This window comes from Myxococcales bacterium (genome assembly GCA_016706225.1).
Lineage (GTDB): Bacteria > Myxococcota_A > Polyangia > Polyangiales > Polyangiaceae > JADJKB01.
On sequence record JADJKB010000005.1, the window covers coordinates 777794 to 793803 of the forward strand.

Genomic DNA, 16010 nt, shown 5'->3' on the forward strand with positions numbered 1-16010 from the left:
GTCGACGCGCCGGGAAGCCGCAGAACCGACCGCGCCGATGTCGTGTCCGGCGGCGCCGCGTCGGAGTGAACGCTGAGCTGACTGCGGAATGACCAACGCACACGCCATGCTGCGGGTCGAACGCTGTCAGGGATGCGGCGGTGAGATCGGGGTCGACGGCAGCGAAGTGGGGGTGGTGTGTCCATTCTGCGGACACCGCCGCTACGTGGAAGAGAGCGAGCGAGCCGCCCGGAATGCCGCCGCCAGCGCGGCCGAGCTCGAGCGGGAAGCGACTGCGGCGCTCGTCGCAGCGATCCACCTGGAGGCTCACGCGCGCTCTCGAACCGGGGCGCTCATCGCCGGCGCGATCGTCGCGACTCCCGCGCTCTTGGCGGCGATCGCAGTGACGTACGTCGGGGACTTGCTCGAACCGCTCTGGGTCGGCATCTGTCATGGGATGGTGCTATTCTCCGGGGTCCTTGGCTTGCTCGCTGGCGGCGCCGCTGCGCTGGTCCTGTTCATGCCACGCCGGATCGAGGCACGTGTGCGCCGCCGGCTCACCGAAGTAGAGGCGGAGGTGGCGCGACGCGCCCGTGGCGGGCGATGTCCCAGCTGCGGGGGCAGCGTCTCGTCGAGCGCTCCGGCGGCGATCCTCGACTGCCCCTTCTGCCGAGCGCCGCTGTGTCACGCGCACGGCGTGCTGATCGCCTGGACGGCGGACACACGAGCGCGCGCCGAGCGCTGGAAGTGGCGCGCCTTCGACGAGGCTCTCGGCGCTTCGTTGTGGCCGTGGCCGACGTGGCTCGCCTTCACCGTGCTCTTGGCAGCGGGCGCCTCCGCGCTGAGGTCGCTCGGCGAGCTGGCCTTTCTGCTGTGAGCGGCGCGACTCACGGCCTCGAGCCCGAGCGGTTCGGGCGGCACTTCATGCGGCGACGTGGTCCGTGGATTGCCGAGTGCACGGGTCCAACGCCGGTTGACGCTTGAGCCTCCACTGAAAACCGAGAGGCAGAGCTGCCCCTCGCGCTTCTTCCCGGTCGCCGATAGGCTGGCGCATGCCAATGCGCCTACGCTTGCGCGCGCTGCTCGTTGCCGTCACCTTTGCCGCAGGGGCGCGCGCGGACGTTGCCCCGGATCTGCTGGCGGGGCACCACTTTGTCGAGACTGCCCGCGCCGCTGCGACCGTTCGCTCTCTTGGCGTTTCGCACCCTGGTGGCCGGTCGCTCGCTCGATCTCGACGACGCCCGCGAGTTGATGAAGCCGCTGGGCCTCGAAGACTCGGACGTGCGCCGGATCCCGGATGCCCCGGCGCTGCTGATGACGGGCCGCAGGCGCGCATCGAGCTGAGCGGGCCCCGGGTCGCCCGGGCACACGTCGTCGAGACCTTCGACGCAGGGCAATGGTCATCTCGTCCTTGGTCACGTCGCCGAGCAACGGTCCCTTGTCGACGGCGCCCCGTGCGAACCCCGTCCACAGCAGGACCCCAAAAGCAAGCGCCAGCGCGGGTGAGGGGCGTGGGTTCACGCCATGCATTTATCACCGGATCCGAGCAGGGTGCGCGGGTGCGGCTCGGCTCACTTTCCACACGCTGCCGGCAGCACGGCGCCGAGCACGGGCAAGATGGCGTTGCGGCCGAGATCGAAGCCGAGCCCCATCGCCCAGCTCTCACCGCCGAGCCCGATGAAGTCGCGTCGCCCGAGGGCCCAGGCGTGCAGACCGCTGAGCAGGTAGGTTGCGATCACACCCCGGCGGCACTGCACTGCCTCGGTCAGCGCTTGGTAAAACGGGTAGACCTCGACCCGGAGAGCGGCGCCGAAGCCGGCGAGGTGCGTACTGTCGTCCTTGCTCTGCCAGAGTGGCGCTCCGGTGAGGCCGAGGGTGAGGGCAGGGCCGGGGAGCCGGTGGAGCAAGAGTCCGGCGCCGAGACCGGTGGCGAGGAACCCCAGACGTGGTGAGTCGGGATCGAGCGGGCGCTGGGCGTCCATGCCGAAGATCGCGGTGACGGCCACCGCGTCCGAGAGCCGGTGGACGCGGATCTGATCTTCGAACGACAGCGACAAGATGCGGGTATCGAGCAGCGTCGAGTGCCCCACGCCGACGCGCACCGAGCCGATAGCGTCGAGATCGAGCTCCGGTCGCTCGCCGCGAGCGACCCCGGACGCGGCGCCGATCAGCACGAAGACGAGGCCGGCGCAGATTCGGTGGTGACTCACCGCTGTGCTCGTACGCCCGGCCGGGCGTGGGTCTTCCCAGTGTCATGGTTCGGCCCCGCCCGGCATCTGCTGGACGCTGCGGTTGCGCTCTGCCAGCGTGGGCTCGCTCATGGCTCCACGGTCCTCGATGCAGCGCGCGCCGTCGCCCGCTTGCGGTCATCATGCTGACGGTTTCGAGCCCGTCGCCCGCACCTTCGCCGAGCAGCTCGCGCGCGGCGAGGAGATCGGCGCCGCGTTCAGCGTGTACCAGCGCGGCGTGCAGGTGGTGGATCTCTGGGGCGGGGTCGCCGACGCGACCTCGGGACGAGCGTGGGAGCGAGACACCCGCATCGTCGTCTTCTCCGTGACCAAGGGGTTCGCCGCGATGGGCATGCACTTGCTCGCCGAGCGCGGGACCTTCGACTGGGACGAGCCCGTCGCGAAGTACTGGCCTGGCTTCGGCCAGCAAGGCAAACGAGAAATCAGCGTGCGCACTCTGCTCAACCATCGCGCGGGGTTGCCCTGCCTCGACGCGCCGCTGACGCTGAAGGACTGCATCGAGCCCGCGCGCGCCGACCATGTTCTATCGGCGCTCGAGACGCAGGCGCCTGCGTGGCAGCCGGGCGAGCAGCAGGGCTATCACGCGCTCACCTTCGGCCTGTACGTGAGCGAGCTGTTCGGGAGGATCGCCGGCGAGCCGCTCGGACCATTCCTCCAGCGCGAGCTGTTCCAGGTGGTCGGCTCGGATGCGCGGCTGGGCACGCCCGCCTCGGAGGACTCGCGTCAGGCCACGCTGTACGTGCCGAGCACGCGCGATCGGCTGCTGACGCTCGCCCGCGGCGCACTCCTAGCCACGGGTTCGCCCGAAACGCGCGTCACCCGGGACCTCTTTTCGCGAAGCTCCGTGGTGCGCCGCGCGTTCACGAACCCCTCACCCGGGCCGCGCGGGCTCTTGGCTTACGCAGAAGTCGAGGTCCGTCGCGCAGCCCTCGCCTGGGCCTCCGCGACCGCCAGCGCCGACGGTGTCGCCCGCGCCTACTTGCCGTTCGCGAGCGACGGCCGCTTCCAGGAGAAGCAGCTCTTCTCCAAGGGCTCGCTCGCGCCCGTGCACCGACGTCAGAGCTGGTCGCCGCGCGATCGCCTGCTGAAGAAGGCGCTGGGATGGTCACAGGGTTTCCTCAAGGAAGAACGCCAGACGTTCAGTCCGAATCCCCAGTCGTTCGGGCACGCCGGCATGGGCGGCGCTCTCGGCTGGTGCGACCCAACCGCCGAGCTCAGCATCGGCTACGTCATGAACCGCATGGACGCACACGTCCGTTCGCCGCGCGCCTTGGCGCTGTGTCGCAGCCTGTACGAGTGCGAACCGGTGTATGGTTCGTAGCGCGGGCAGCTGGCACAGTTCTGAGTCAGCAGCTGCGCGCAAGGTGGCGTCGATGGGCGCGGCCGGCCGGCAGCTCGAGAAAGCCGGGGCGACGTGCCGGATCCGAGCTGCGGATCCCGGGAGACCGGACGACTGGGAAGCCGTCTCGCCCGGACCGTCGTGGCCTGCACGACGCCTGACGCGGCGCCCCGTTGTGCCCTGCCCGGCGCACCCGTAACATCGGGGCATGCGCCACTGGAACAAGACGCTCGCCGCGGTTGCAGTCATCAGTGTCCTCGTCGCGCACGCCTGCGGCGGCGAAGAGGGTGGGGGAGTCGCCGGCAACACGGGCGGCTCCGTCGGCACGGGCGGTTCGAGCGGCACCGGCGCGGGCACCGGCACCGGCGGCGACGCGAGCTTGGTCTTCGATGGGCCCCAGGGCGAGATCGAGTCGCTCGCCGTGGAGCCGTCCGCGGCCGTCATCGACGTCGTGAACGGCACGAGCACGCCGGCGCAGTTCAAGGCCGTGGGCAAGCTGAAGGGCGGCGGGTCCACGGCGGTCGCTGCGACGTGGAGCTTCGATCGCCTCGACCTCGGGCTGATCTCGTCGGCCGGTAGCCTCACGGCGCACGGCACGAAGGGCGGCGCGGGCACCGTGACGGCGACGTTCGGCACGCTGAGCGCCACCGCTACGGTCAGCATCAACCTGAAGCTCGAGGAGGACACCGCGAGCCTCACGCCAGCCGACAAAGCGAAGTTCGGCTCTCCGGACTCGAACCCGAGCGGCACGTTGCTCTACCCGTACGACCAGACCGTGTTCGCGCGGGGGATCCTGGGCCCGGAGTTGATGTGGAGCGGCGGCGGAGCGGGGGACAAGTACAAGCTCGAGATCGTCGACAAGTCGGTCACCCTCACCGCCTACTTCCCGGCCGATCCGCCCAGCCGTTTCGGCATGAAGAAGGAGTGGTGGACGACACTCACCGAGAGCAGTGACGGCTCGCCCGTGAGTGTGAAGCTCTCGCGCCTGGACGCCGCCGGGGCCGCGCACCAGCCCATGAGCCAGAGCTGGAGCATCGCACCGGGCAGCCTGCGCGGCACCATCTACTACTGGGCCGTCAACACCGGCACGTTGATGAAGATCGCGCCGGGCGCCTCCAGCCCCGTCGCCGTGTTCGATCCCGGGCCGGCGAACCAGCTCGGCACCCCCGCGCCGTCCGGCTACGACAACACCCAGCCGCCGTGGGAGGCGGGCACCGGCGGCAAGCGCTGCGTTGCCTGCCACACCGTCAGCAAGGACGGCTCGACCCTCGCCACCATCTTCGAGAAGAAGGGCTCCACGGCCAGCCCTTGGGGCACGGTTGCGCTCGGACAAACCCCTCCGTCCATTCTCCAGATGTCCGCCTACACGTCGACGGCCATCTACCTTGGCCTCAGCCCCGACGGCACCTGGGCGGTGCGCAACGACTTGAACATGTCGATGCACCTGGCGAACGCCAAGACCGGCGCGCCCTTGGCGAGTGCGCTGGATTCCATCGCTGACAAGGTGTGTGATCCCGCGTTCTCGCCGGATGGGAAGCTGCTCGCGTTCTCCAGCAACGTGACCGGCGCGTACCCCGTCGAGTTCAGTCGTGCCGATCTCGACGTGTTCGAGTTCGACGCCACCACGCAGGTCTTTTCGAACCGCAAGAACATCGTGAACGGCGGCAGCCAGGCCATCGCTTTCCCGAGCTTCTCGCCGGACTCGAAGTGGGTCTTCTATCAGAAGGGCGACTACAGCCGGGCCAAGTACGGCGCGTCGGGCAACCTGACCGGGCACAACAAACTCTACGTCGCGGACGTGGCGAAACAGGTGGGAGAGATTGAGCTGTCCAGCGCGAGCGGTGTGAGCCTCGCGGCCAAGGATCAGCTGCGGAGCTACCAGCCCACCGTCAATCCGATCGCAGTGGGCGGCTATGTCTGGGTCGTGTTCTTCAGCCCCCGCGACTACGGCAATCGCATGCAGTCCGCGACGGACTCGACCATCGAGAATCGCAAGCAGCTCTGGGTTGCCGCCGTGGATCTGAATCCGCAGCCCGGCAAGGATCCGAGCCACCCTGGCTTCTGGCTGCCCGGCCAGGACCTCTCGACCATCAACATGAACGGCTACTGGGCGCTCGAGCCGTGCAAGCAGAATGGCCTCGAGTGCAACGATGGCTACGAGTGCTGTACCGGCTTCTGTCGCGACCAGGGCGACGGCTCGTTCAAGTGCGTTCCTCCGCCGACCAACGAGTGCGCGCTGGTCGGTGAGAAGTGCACGACCGTTGCCGACTGCTGCTCGCCGCCCGGGTCCAAGATCCAGTGCATTGGCGGCTTCTGCGCGCTGCCTGGTCCGGCGTGAGGGGCACAGCCGGGGCCCGGCCCCCGGCCGGGGGGGGGGCGGGGCGGGGCGCCGCGGGGGGGCGCCCTCCGAAAGGGGGGGGGGGGGGCGCGCCCCGGGCGGGCGGGGGCGCGGGGGGGGGGGACCGCTAGCCCTGGTCACTCGAACAAACTGCTCAGGATGACCGCGACCAGCACGCGGCGAGATGGCCCCCGTCATTGACGGCGCGGCTCGCGCGGAGCATTGACGAAACGTGTCCGAGCGTGGGAGCTCTCGTTCCTCTGAAGCCTGGGGTGGCCTGGCGGCCATGCTGGTCGCGATCCCTTCGTCCATCGCGTTCGGCGTCGCGACGTTCTCGCCGCTGGGGGCGACGGGCGCGGCGCTCGGCGCCGTTGCCGGCATGCTCGGAGCAACATTGCTCGGAGTGGTCAACCCCGCCCTCGGCGGCACGAAGGGTCTCATCTCCGCGCCGTGCGCGCCGGCCGCGGCCGTCATGGGCGCGCTGGCCGCTCAGCTCTCGCGTTCGCACGACGCTGGCACGACCCTGCTCTTGATGGCCTTGGTCGGTGCAGCCTCGGGCGCGCTGCAGATCCTCTACGGGCTCATCGGCGGTGGCAAGATCATCAAGTACATCCCGTATCCCGTCGTCGCTGGGTTCATGAGCGGCGTCGGGGTGCTCATCTTCCTCAAACAGATCCCCGGCCTGTTGGGCGTTGCCTCAGGCACGCCGCTCGTCGTCGCCATTTCACATCCGGACAAATGGCAAACGCCTGCCATGGTGGTGGGAGCCGCGACGATTGTTGGTGTCCTAGCCGGCCCGCGGCTCACGCGGAAGGTGCCGGCCGCCATCCTGGGGCTGGCCACCGGGGCAGTGGCCTACGCGGTGATGGCCGCGTTGGATCCATCCCTCAGGTCCCTCGCGGGCAACCGGTTCGTGGTTGGCGAGGTGCAAGCGTCGCTGTCGTCCATGTGGACGGGCATGCGCGAGAAGGGGGTCGCGCTCGGCGGGCTTGGCCTCTCGGATCTGCCCGCCGTCTTCGTGCCTGCGCTGACGCTGTCGGCTCTGCTCTCCATCGATACCCTGAAGACTGCGGTGATCGTCGACGCCATGACCCGCTCCCGCCATGACTCGAACCGCGAGCTTCGCGCCCAGGGAGTGGGGAACGTCGTGAGCGCCGTCTTCGGAGGAATGCCGGGAGCCGGTACCAGCGGTCCGACGCTGGTCAACGTCACGAGCGGCGGCAAGACGCGCCTGTCCGGCATGATCGAGGGCGCACTGTGTCTGATCGTGCTGCTGCTCTTCAGTCGCTTGGTGGCCTGGATTCCGCTGGCCGCTCTGTCCGGCATCCTCACCGTGATCGCCGTGCGCATGTTCGACACCAAGAGCTTCAACCTCCTGCGCCAGCGTTCGACGCTCCTGGATTTTGCGGTGGTCGCTGCGGTGATCGCCGTCGCCCTTTTCGTGGGGCTCATCCAGTCATCGGCGGCCGGGTTTGCGCTCTCCGTGTTGCTCTTCGCGCGGGAACACATGACGGCGTCGGTGGTCCGGCGTCGCTCGACGGGCGCGCAGACTTTCTCCAAGCAGCGGAGGATCGCCGACGAGATGGGCGTGTTGGAGCGCGAGGGGGAGCGCACGACGATCTGCGAGGTGCAGGGCAACCTGTTCTTCGGCACCACGGATCAGCTCTTCAACGAGCTGGAGAAGGACGTCGCCAGCAAGGACTTCGTGGTGCTCGATCTGAAGCGGGTTCAGGGCGTGGACTTCACCGGGGCGCGACTCCTGGACCAGATGGACATTCGCCTGGAGGAGCACGGCGGTCGACTGGTGCTGGCCGGCATCCCGGCCACCCTGCCGACCGGCAAGGACCTGCGCGGGTACTTTGCCGCGCTCGGCGTCGGCAAGGCCAGCGGCGGTGTGGAGATCTTCGACGACCTCGACTCGGCACTCGAGTGGGTCGAAGATCAGATCCTGGATGCAGCTCTACCGAACCGGCTGCAGCGCGGGCCGCCGCTGCCGCTCGAGCGCATCGATCTTTTCCAGGACCTGGAGTCCGACACGCTGCTCAAGGCCATCGCGGGATGTCTGGAGGAGCGGTCCTACGCCGCAGGTGAGAAGATCTTCGCCAGGGGCGACGAGGGCGACGAGCTGTTCGTGATCCGCAAGGGCACGGTGCGCATCCTGATTCGGCTCGAGGCCGAGCGCGCATTGCACGTCGCGTCGTTCGGTCGGGGGGACTTCTTCGGCGATATGGCCTTCCTGGACCGTGGGAAACGCTCCGCAGACGCCGTCGCCCTGACGCCGGTGGAGCTCTTTGTGCTGTCGCGCGCGCGCATCAACGAGCTGTCCCACGAACAGCCGGCGGCTGGCGCGCAGCTCTTCGCGCGGCTCGCCCGCGCGCTGTCCCTTCGGCTCCGTCACACGGACGCCGAGGTCAGCGCGCTTCAACACGGATGAGCGGCACGATTTTCAAAGCAGGCGAGCCGCGGAGCCGCGGGGACTGCCTGGTTGGTCGAACCTTCAGCGCGCCAAACCCGTTGGCCGAGGGGTCGCAGCGTGCGCAGCCCTACACAAAGGCGCTGGAAGCGCTGGCAGCTGCCTCGAGTTGAGCCAACGGCGTTGGTCCTCCCGTACAGTACGCGCTAGCTTGAGAGCAACCCGACGTCGCTCTCACCGATCGGATACGGCTACACGCACGCACTGCCAACGACACTTCAGGTGGGCGTCGTCGTCTACTCCGCTGGCAACAGCCCCGACGTGACCGCGGCCTTCGACTACGTGGACTTTGCCGGCGTCACGAGCGCCGCAGACTGCACCAAGGACTAGCGCCTGAATCGCCGGGACTCGGCGCGCGCGGCACTTCACGTGGCGGTTCGCGCGCAAGCGTGAGATGCTCGGCGGATGACTTCGGCGCTTCGTTACTGGCTCGCGCTATCGGCTGTCGTCGCGCTCGCCTGCACGGAGGCGGGCGGCGAGCCGCCGCCGAGCTCGACGGCGAGCGGTGGCGCTGCCGGTCTCGTCGAGGGTTATCTGGGAGGAAGCGCGGGATCGGAGTGGGCGGCGGGCGGCGCCGCAGGTGTCGCCGGCGGCTCGGGCAGCGCCGGGACGTCGGGAAGCGCGGGCACTCCGGGCGGTGGTGGCGCGGCGGGCGCAGCGGCTGGCGGGAGCGCCGGCACTGGAGGCACCGGGGCGACGGGCGGTGGCACTGCAACGGGCGGCTCGGGCGGAACCCCGAGCGCGGATCACTGCGCGGGACAGAAGGACGGCGCTCATTGCGGCGGGAGCATCGGCGCCGGCAAAGGCAACCTGGTGACCTGCGGCGGCGGCGTCACCAAGGCGACCAAGGACTGCGCGAACGGTTGCCTGAGTCCCACCCTCGGCGACGACGTCTGCAAGTCCGCCTGTTGTCTGAAGAAGGCTCCAGGGAGCTTGGTGCGCGGATACAACGCCTGCCCGGCGAGCCCGAGCGCGCCGGCGCACTACGGCATCGACTACTCCAGCGCGAAGGGAACGGAGATCCCCGCCGGCATGGACGCGACCGTGGTCAAGGTCGTGACGGGTCATCCCAACTGCTGGGGCAGCGCTACCGGCACCATCAAGTGCTCCGCGAGCTGCATGGCGAACTACAACGTGGTGCGTCTGAAGAGCCTGTGCGGCGACCCGAAGAATCCGAACCGAGACTTCTACATCGAGTACGCCCACGTGAACGGTGTGGCGAAGGGCATCAAGCAGGGCAGCGTGGTCAAGAAGGGCGAGATCATCGCCTACGTGGGCGCGAGCGGGTGCGCCTCGGGTCCCCACATCCACTTCGAGACCATCAGCGTTCCCAAGGGAGCGTCGGCGCCCGTCCGCACCTGTGCATCCGTGGATCCGACGACGCGGTACTGCAACTGACGTCACTCAGAAATACGCACGCCAGACCATCAGCCCGAGCCAGCCGACCGCGAGCGCGAGTGACACCGCCGACAGCAGCGGCGCACGGCGAATTCCCGTCAGGGCAGGGATGGTGCTCGACAGCGCAAGAATTCCCGAGATGCCCAGGGCCGTACGCCGGAGCGACGAGCGCCAGGCTTCTGCTCGTGCAAAGTCATCCCCCAGCTGGTTGCGAAACACGATCACCAGGATAACCAGCACCCACGCAGAGATCGCGAGCACGAGCCCGGTTCGGCTCGCGCGTTTGGGTGGCGGGACCATGGTCAGCGGGACTGACCGCGGACTGATGGAGGGGGGTAGGGACCACTTCATTCGTCGGGGCAGAGCACGGTCAGGAGAAGAGCCGCGTTCGCCATCAGCCTTGGGTAGCAGAGCGCGCGTGGCTTGGGAAGCGAGTGCGGCTGCGTACATGCTCGGCATCGACATGACGTCGAGCGTGCCGACCAGGCGGTACAGCGCGCTCTTTGGCCTATGTTCCGGCGCTGGTGTCCCACGTGATCTACGTGTCGCCCGTTCGAACGGTCACGAGGCCGGCGAGCAGCTCGGCCTTTCCTTGCGGCGCTGCGACGTCCCGAAGGGGGCCGGGCGCCGCTGCGGCGCCTGGGGTGAGCCGGGTGGGCTTGTCGTGCTCGACTAGCAGACGGGCGAGATGCACGGCGCTCCCGACAATCGCACTTCCAGTGGTCGTCTCGGGGCGCTCGGGGGGACGTCGCGGAGCACGTGGGCGCTGCGCCTCACTTGTCAGTCTTCGCATCACCGGCGAACTTATCACGCCTTTTCGGTCAGGCGATCGGCCGTTGGATCGGCCGCTCCGATGTGCTTGGGTGAGGCAATGCGAAGCGCAGCGGCGGTCCTCCTCGGGTTGGCACTCCTCGGCTGCGGCGATCCCGAGGCGCGAAAGGTCACCGATCGCTTCCTCGGCGCACTGAAGCAGTCCGACTACCGGGCCGCCTACGCCGAGCTGCATGGCGACGCCCGTACCTTCGTGCCGAACGAGGCGGCGCTCGCGAACATCATCGAGAGGAAGGGCAAGGTGATCACGGACTGGAGTCGCAACTGCGGCTCCAGCGGTAAGGGCGTCGATCGCGGCGGCTACAACTTCTCGGCGACGACCCGGGGCCTGTTCCAGAAGGACGAGCGGGTCACGGTCGGCGTCGAGCCCAAGAACGTGGGCAAGTGCACCGGGCCGCTCTTGATCGAGCTGCACCAGGAGGGTGGCGCCTGGAAGGTTCGTTCGTTTCGCTACTGACCACCCGCCATGGGGCGCCGCCGCGGTGGATACCGAGCACGCGACCTACGGGCTGAGCCCGACGGCAGTGCCGCCTTCCGTGGGGTCGCAGGCAAAGGGAGTGAGAGCCAAGTTTCGTCCTCATGAGGTGCGCGTCGAGCAGCGTCAGGCCGGACACCCTCAGCAGCAGAAACGTCATCAGCGCAGGAGCGAACACGGTCACCCCCCCGAAGGCGATGTCGACGGCGCAAAGCCAGAAGCCCCACCAAAGCACGGCCTCCCAAAGTAGTTGGGGTGCCGACTCAGCCGCCAGAGCCCGGGGTCGAGCACCTGACCGCTCCCCGTGCGTTTGCGCCGAAACGTCGCGAGCTGCCAATCGGCCACCACCTCGAAGAGGAAGCCGGCGACGCGTCACCGCGAGTTCCGCGCAGCGACGGCGAAAGACGTGCGCTTGGCTGGGCTCGGGAAACGCTAGTGGTCTAGTCAACCGCGCGCCGCGCGACGAGCGGATCCGCCGCCCGGCCAAGAACAACGGCGGTACACGGCGGCCGAAGGCTCCCGCGCAGCACGTTTACCGGACACTGGCCAATCGCGCCGAGCGGGGCTAGGTTCTCGGCCATGTCTACTCGCGCGCTGTGCGCTGTCGCGCTCTTGTTCTGGGGATGTGGCGGTGAATCCTCCGATGCAAAAGGGACAGGCGGCACGGTCGCGGTTGGCGGCGGCGCGGGCGTTGGTGGAGGAGGAGCCGGTGGCGGCGCTGGTGCTGGTGGCGGCGCTGGTGTTGGTGGCGGCGCAGGTGTTGGTGGCGGCGCAGGCGTTGGTGGCGGTGCAGGTGTTGGTGGCGGCGCGGGTGCTGGTGGCGGGAGCGGCTCGCAGCTGGTCTTTGCGGCGGTGGGCGACACCCGCCCCGCACTGCCGCTGAGCACCGGTTATCCGACCAGCGTCATCACCCAGATCTACACGACCATCGAGGGGCTCAATCCCAAACCGCCGTTCGTGATCTCCACCGGCGACTATGCGTTCGAGCTGCTCAGTGACACGACCAAACAGCTCGACCTCTACCTCTCCGCACGCAACAAGTATTCGGGCGAGTTCTATCCGGCGATGGGTAACCACGAGTGTTACAACCTCGTGGATTCGAACTGCGGCCCCGGCACCGCCAATGGCAACACGCCGCAGTACACGACGTTCCTGGCCAAGCTGCTCCAGCCAATCGGACAAACTCTCCCGTACTACACCAAGAACGTAAGCGCCTCGGACGGCTCGTGGACTGCGAAGTTCGTGTTCGTCGCGCCCAACGCTTGGACCGACGCTCAAGGAACCTGGCTCGAAGCCGAGCTCTCGAAGGCGACGGACTACACGTTCGTCGTACGTCACGAGCCGGTTGATGCAACCACTGCCCCGGGCGTCGTGCCCTCGGGCAGCATCATCGCGAATCACCCCTACACCTTGCTGATCGTCGGGCACACTCACACCTATGAACGCACCGGCAAGCAGGTAATGTTCGGCAACGGCGGCGCTCCCAAGACCGGCACCAAGGGCGAGGGCTTCGGCCTGTTCACCCGGCGCGCGGACGGGGCGATCCAGGTCGAAGCGCGCGACGCTCAGACTGGCGCGCCGGACGCGAGCTTCACGTTCGCCGTGCTGCCGGATGGCACGCCCACACCTTGACCCGCGTCGCGCCGCACTCGTTGGCGCGGTGGCAGTCGGGTTGGTCGCGCTCGGCGTCGTTGCGCTCCGGGCCGCGGCCCCGAAATCACCGGCCTCGCCCGGGGCGGAAGACGGCGGAGCGGTGCTCCGCGTGCCTCGCCGAGTTGCGCCGCTCGACCTGGATGCCCAGGCTCTCGATTGGAGCGTTCCGCACGCGCAGACTGGCAGTTTCAAGAGTGTCGACGGCCAGAGCACGCCCTATTCCGAAGCGCGGCTCGGCTGGGGCGACGGCAAGTTGTACCTCTTGCTCTACGCGGCGGACCAGGACATCCGTGCCGGGGTCCAGGCTCACGACATGCCGCTCGAACAAACCGACGCGTTCAGAATCACGCTGACCCGGCCCGGCGAGGCCGTGTCCCACGTCATCTACGTGTCGCCCGTTGGCACGGTCACGGACGAGAGCCTCGTGAATGACCGAGTCGACACCTCCTGGGAGTCAGCCGCCGAGGTAGCCCATGCGAACGACGGCACCCTCGACGACTCCCACGACGAAGACGAGGAGTGGGTCATCGAGATGGCGGTGCCACTCTCGGTCCTCGGACTCCGGGGAGAGGCCGGTGAGCAGATCGGCCTCTCTTTGCAGCGTTGCGACGTTCCGAAGGGTGCCGGACGCCGCTGCGGCGCGTGGGGTGAGCCGGGTGGGCTCATCGTGCTCGAGTAACCGCTGCCACTGGCGCGCCAACTCCCGCTCCGGCCTCGAGCGCTGCGGTCGCCGGCGGCCGCGCCGCCAAGGCAGAAACGCCTGGGCCGCTCCTCAGCGGTGCCTAGGGTGCCAGCTCGAAGAAGAATTGCAGGTCGCTGTCGGTCGCTGAGCCCCAGCCGTGCAGGCCTTCCCATTTGGCGCCGCCATTGACCGTCAGCTCCGCGTTCCCTTCACTGAAGAAGGTCGCGTCGTCGTATTGACCGTAGTTCTTGCGGATCGTTCGCACATAAAACGTGCTTCCCGAGGCCGTGCTGAGCTCGAGCGTGTAGGTTTGTCCTTGCGTCAGGCTGACTGGTTTGGAGAACGTGCCATAGCCCCAGTCGGGGTCGTCTTCACCGGAGGCAGCTCCGTCGGGAAACGAACTCGAGGCGAGGCTGAACGAGTCGAGAGCGGTGCCACTCGAGTCCCGAAGCGTCACCACGAGACCTGCCGAGCTTCCATTGGCCTTGGAGAGGCGGACGCCCGCCCCGACTGCGGTCTTGGTCCCGGAAGCGACCGCAAACTTCTGCCGCACGCGTTTCTGCGTTCCATTCACCTGGGCGGGGGCCAGTCCGGTGTATCCGAGCTCCATGTACCCGCAGCCCTGATGCTGACCGCTGTCATAGTCGACCTGCAAGATCGGCGAATACCCCGGGCGCAATACCCAGGTGCCGGTGGAGTTGGTTCGATACCCGTGCGCCCAGTCGTCGTTCGAGATCAGCGGGTGGTACCTACCGTCAAACTGACGCAAAGATGGCGAGATGTGGAAGAAGTCGAAGCTGAAGAAGTCCTTCGCGGTGTCGGCCGACAGGTTCTTCCCCACCAGGTGGTAGAACTTTCCCGCCTGCACCGCGATACCAGGGCTGAAGGTGTACAGACGGTCGACCTGAGTGACCAGCATTCGCGCCTTGTCGACGTCCGTCGTGACGCCGAGCTTGGTGCCACTGGGCATGTGCTCGTTCGACCCGTCGTCGTCTTGAATGCTCAGCTCGACGCCGCTGGGGCTGCCCTGTCCATATCCGGGCTTGTCGGGGCCCATGTAGAACGCACGCACCGACGTGATCAATCCCGTGAACTTCGCGCGGAAACGCATGTTCACGCTGTCGTGAGAGTTCTGGAGCGCAGTATTGGCCAGGGAATCCATCGACCAGCCCGCACCCCAGCGTTGCGGGGCGGAGCCGCCCGTGCCGCCCGACGAAGTGCCGCCCGACGAGGTGCCCGCGTTGCCCCCAACTCCCGCACCGCCGGCGCCCCCGCCCGTGCTGGTTGTGCCCCCACCGCTCGGCGCGCCACCGGCTCCGCCGCCGTCGTTACTCGTGTTGCCGCCGGTGCCCGGGCTTGCGCCAGTGCCGTGCGGTACGGACGACGCCTCGTCACTCCCGCAGCCGAAGGAAAGCAGCGCGCCCAGGAGCGCAGCCCCGCCGAGCGCTTTGAATTGGCCACCGGGGTTGGACGCCATGCTGCCTCCGCTTCGCAGCATACTCGATTGAGCGCGTGGCTTCACGGAGGGCCGTTGAGATCGTCGCTTGGCGATCGCCCGCCGTGATCACGGCTTGGAGGTGACGTACAGCACGCCTGCGCCGTCGGGACCGGTGTTTGGCGCGCAGGTATCCGGCGGGTAGAGCTTGCCTGCGCTGGTGAGGCAAGCGCAGGTCGGGTTGGCTTGGCAGGCAGCGGGCATGGGACTGCACCACGCCGTCGTGCCGCCGGGGCCATTGAAGTAGTACTGGCAATACTGCAGGTACTTCTTGCAAGTGTTGTTGGTCCCGCCCGCGTTGCAGGCGAAGCTGTCGCTGGTGGCTTCGCAAAACGAACTCGAGTTGCAGAACTGACCGCTCGGACAGTTGCCGCAATTCACGCTCTTGCCGCAATTGTCGTAGGCGGTACTGCAACTGCTCGCGGAGCACGGATCCGTCGCAACGCAGCAGGTGTTGTCGCCTTGGCACGTGCCGGAGCTACACTCCGCACCGCTGACGCATTCGACGCAGCTGTGGCTAGCGGTATCGCACGCCGGCAACGGTGCGCTGCAATCGGCGGCGCTGGCACAGGCGACGCAAGTGCCGGTGGCGACGTCGCAGGCAGGCAACGGTGCGCTGCACTCCGCTGGGCCTTTGCACTGGGCGCACGCTGCGGTAACCGGGTTGCACACCGGCGTGGAACCGCTGCAGTCCTGGTCGGAAACGCACACGGCGCAGGCCGGCTCTGACGGCGCCAGTTGGTGGAGCGCAACGATGCCGTTTCGACAGGCCTCTTCGCAAGTCATCTGGGTCTGAGATTTCCAGCAGGCTCCGTCCGGTCCATACGCGGCCAGCGTTGCCGCCGCCGTGGCCGGCTGCGCCTTCAGCGAACACGTCACGAAGCGGGTGCAAGCGCTGCCGGGGCCGGCATCCTCGGCCGTCCCGCTCTCAGTGCCTCCGTCATTCTCGGTCGAGGCATCCGGCAGTGCGCCGCTCGAGCCGCCGCTGCCACAGCCGCAGACCAACAGCACGATCCCCATGCCGAACGCGACGAAGTGCATGCGCCCAGCGTAGGCTGCTCGCCTCAGGTGCGCAAAACCTCGCCCCCGCAGCGCTTG

14 protein-coding genes and 1 pseudogene are annotated in these 16010 nt (G+C 68.1%); 10 read left to right on the forward strand and 5 right to left on the reverse strand.

What is annotated here, in order from left to right:
- Nucleotides 1-88 precede the first annotated feature (88 nt).
- Entirely contained in the window at nt 89-856 is a 768-nt protein-coding gene (locus IPI67_11165) for a hypothetical protein (GenBank protein MBK7580755.1), read from the forward strand.
- Between the two features lie 314 nt (nt 857-1170).
- Nucleotides 1171-1323, forward strand: a complete 153-nt coding sequence (locus tag IPI67_11170; GenBank protein ID MBK7580756.1) for a hypothetical protein — start codon at nt 1171-1173, stop codon at nt 1321-1323.
- Nucleotides 1324-1550: 227 nt separating this feature from the next.
- Here IPI67_11170 and IPI67_11175 read toward each other — a convergent pair whose 3' ends face one another.
- Complete coding sequence (locus tag IPI67_11175; protein ID MBK7580757.1) at nt 1551-2189, reverse strand: hypothetical protein; 639 nt, start codon at nt 2187-2189, stop codon at nt 1551-1553.
- Nucleotides 2190-2298: 109 nt separating this feature from the next.
- On the opposite strand from IPI67_11175, the gene IPI67_11180 reads away from it, so the two are divergent.
- The 4 genes from IPI67_11180 (at nt 2299) to IPI67_11195 (ending at nt 9776) form a co-directional block, all read left to right on the forward strand.
- The gene (locus IPI67_11180; protein ID MBK7580758.1) at nt 2299-3549 is read left to right on the forward strand and encodes a beta-lactamase family protein; all 1251 of its coding nucleotides are present in this window, start codon (nt 2299-2301) and stop codon (nt 3547-3549) included.
- A 226-nt stretch (nt 3550-3775) separates the two neighbouring features.
- Nucleotides 3776-5905, forward strand: a complete 2130-nt coding sequence (locus IPI67_11185) for a WD40 repeat domain-containing protein (GenBank protein MBK7580759.1) — start codon at nt 3776-3778, stop codon at nt 5903-5905.
- A gap of 286 nt (nt 5906-6191) precedes the next feature.
- Entirely contained in the window at nt 6192-8339 is a 2148-nt protein-coding gene (locus tag IPI67_11190; protein MBK7580760.1) for an SLC26A/SulP transporter family protein, read from the forward strand.
- A gap of 444 nt (nt 8340-8783) precedes the next feature.
- Nucleotides 8784-9776, forward strand: a complete 993-nt coding sequence (locus IPI67_11195) for a M23 family metallopeptidase (protein MBK7580761.1) — start codon at nt 8784-8786, stop codon at nt 9774-9776.
- 6 nt (nt 9777-9782) lie between these two features.
- On the opposite strand, the gene IPI67_11200 is transcribed toward IPI67_11195, so the two are convergent.
- Nucleotides 9783-10127, reverse strand: coding sequence for a hypothetical protein (locus IPI67_11200; GenBank protein MBK7580762.1), 345 nt, complete (start codon nt 10125-10127; stop codon nt 9783-9785).
- Between the two features lie 67 nt (nt 10128-10194).
- Here IPI67_11200 and IPI67_11205 point away from each other — a divergent pair, with 67 nt between their 5' ends.
- Both IPI67_11205 and IPI67_11210 read left to right on the forward strand, forming a co-directional pair.
- Nucleotides 10195-10452 carry a hypothetical protein gene (locus IPI67_11205; protein MBK7580763.1) on the forward strand — a complete coding sequence of 86 codons (258 nt, stop codon included), beginning with the start codon at nt 10195-10197 and terminating at the stop codon, nt 10450-10452.
- Between the two features lie 195 nt (nt 10453-10647).
- Nucleotides 10648-11064, forward strand: coding sequence for a hypothetical protein (locus IPI67_11210; protein ID MBK7580764.1), 417 nt, complete (start codon nt 10648-10650; stop codon nt 11062-11064).
- Here the strand turns inward: IPI67_11210 and IPI67_11215 are convergent.
- A pseudogene (locus IPI67_11215) lies at nt 10958-11430 on the reverse strand (DUF1295 domain-containing protein). The gene IPI67_11210 and the pseudogene IPI67_11215 overlap by 107 nt on opposite strands.
- Before the next feature lie 231 nt (nt 11431-11661).
- On the opposite strand from IPI67_11215, the gene IPI67_11220 reads away from it, so the two are divergent.
- Nucleotides 11662-12714: a metallophosphoesterase gene (locus IPI67_11220; protein MBK7580765.1), complete on the forward strand. Its 1053-nt coding sequence runs from the start codon at nt 11662-11664 to the stop codon at nt 12712-12714.
- 28 nt (nt 12715-12742) lie between these two features.
- Nucleotides 12743-13414: a carbohydrate-binding family 9-like protein gene (locus IPI67_11225; GenBank protein MBK7580766.1), complete on the forward strand. Its 672-nt coding sequence runs from the start codon at nt 12743-12745 to the stop codon at nt 13412-13414.
- Nucleotides 13415-13517: 103 nt separating this feature from the next.
- Here the strand turns inward: IPI67_11225 and IPI67_11230 are convergent, their stop codons facing one another.
- The gene (locus IPI67_11230) at nt 13518-14894 is read right to left on the reverse strand and encodes a hypothetical protein (protein ID MBK7580767.1); all 1377 of its coding nucleotides are present in this window, start codon (nt 14892-14894) and stop codon (nt 13518-13520) included.
- An 87-nt stretch (nt 14895-14981) separates the two neighbouring features.
- Nucleotides 14982-15953, reverse strand: coding sequence for a hypothetical protein (locus IPI67_11235; protein ID MBK7580768.1), 972 nt, complete (start codon nt 15951-15953; stop codon nt 14982-14984).
- Nucleotides 15954-16010 lie beyond the last annotated feature (57 nt).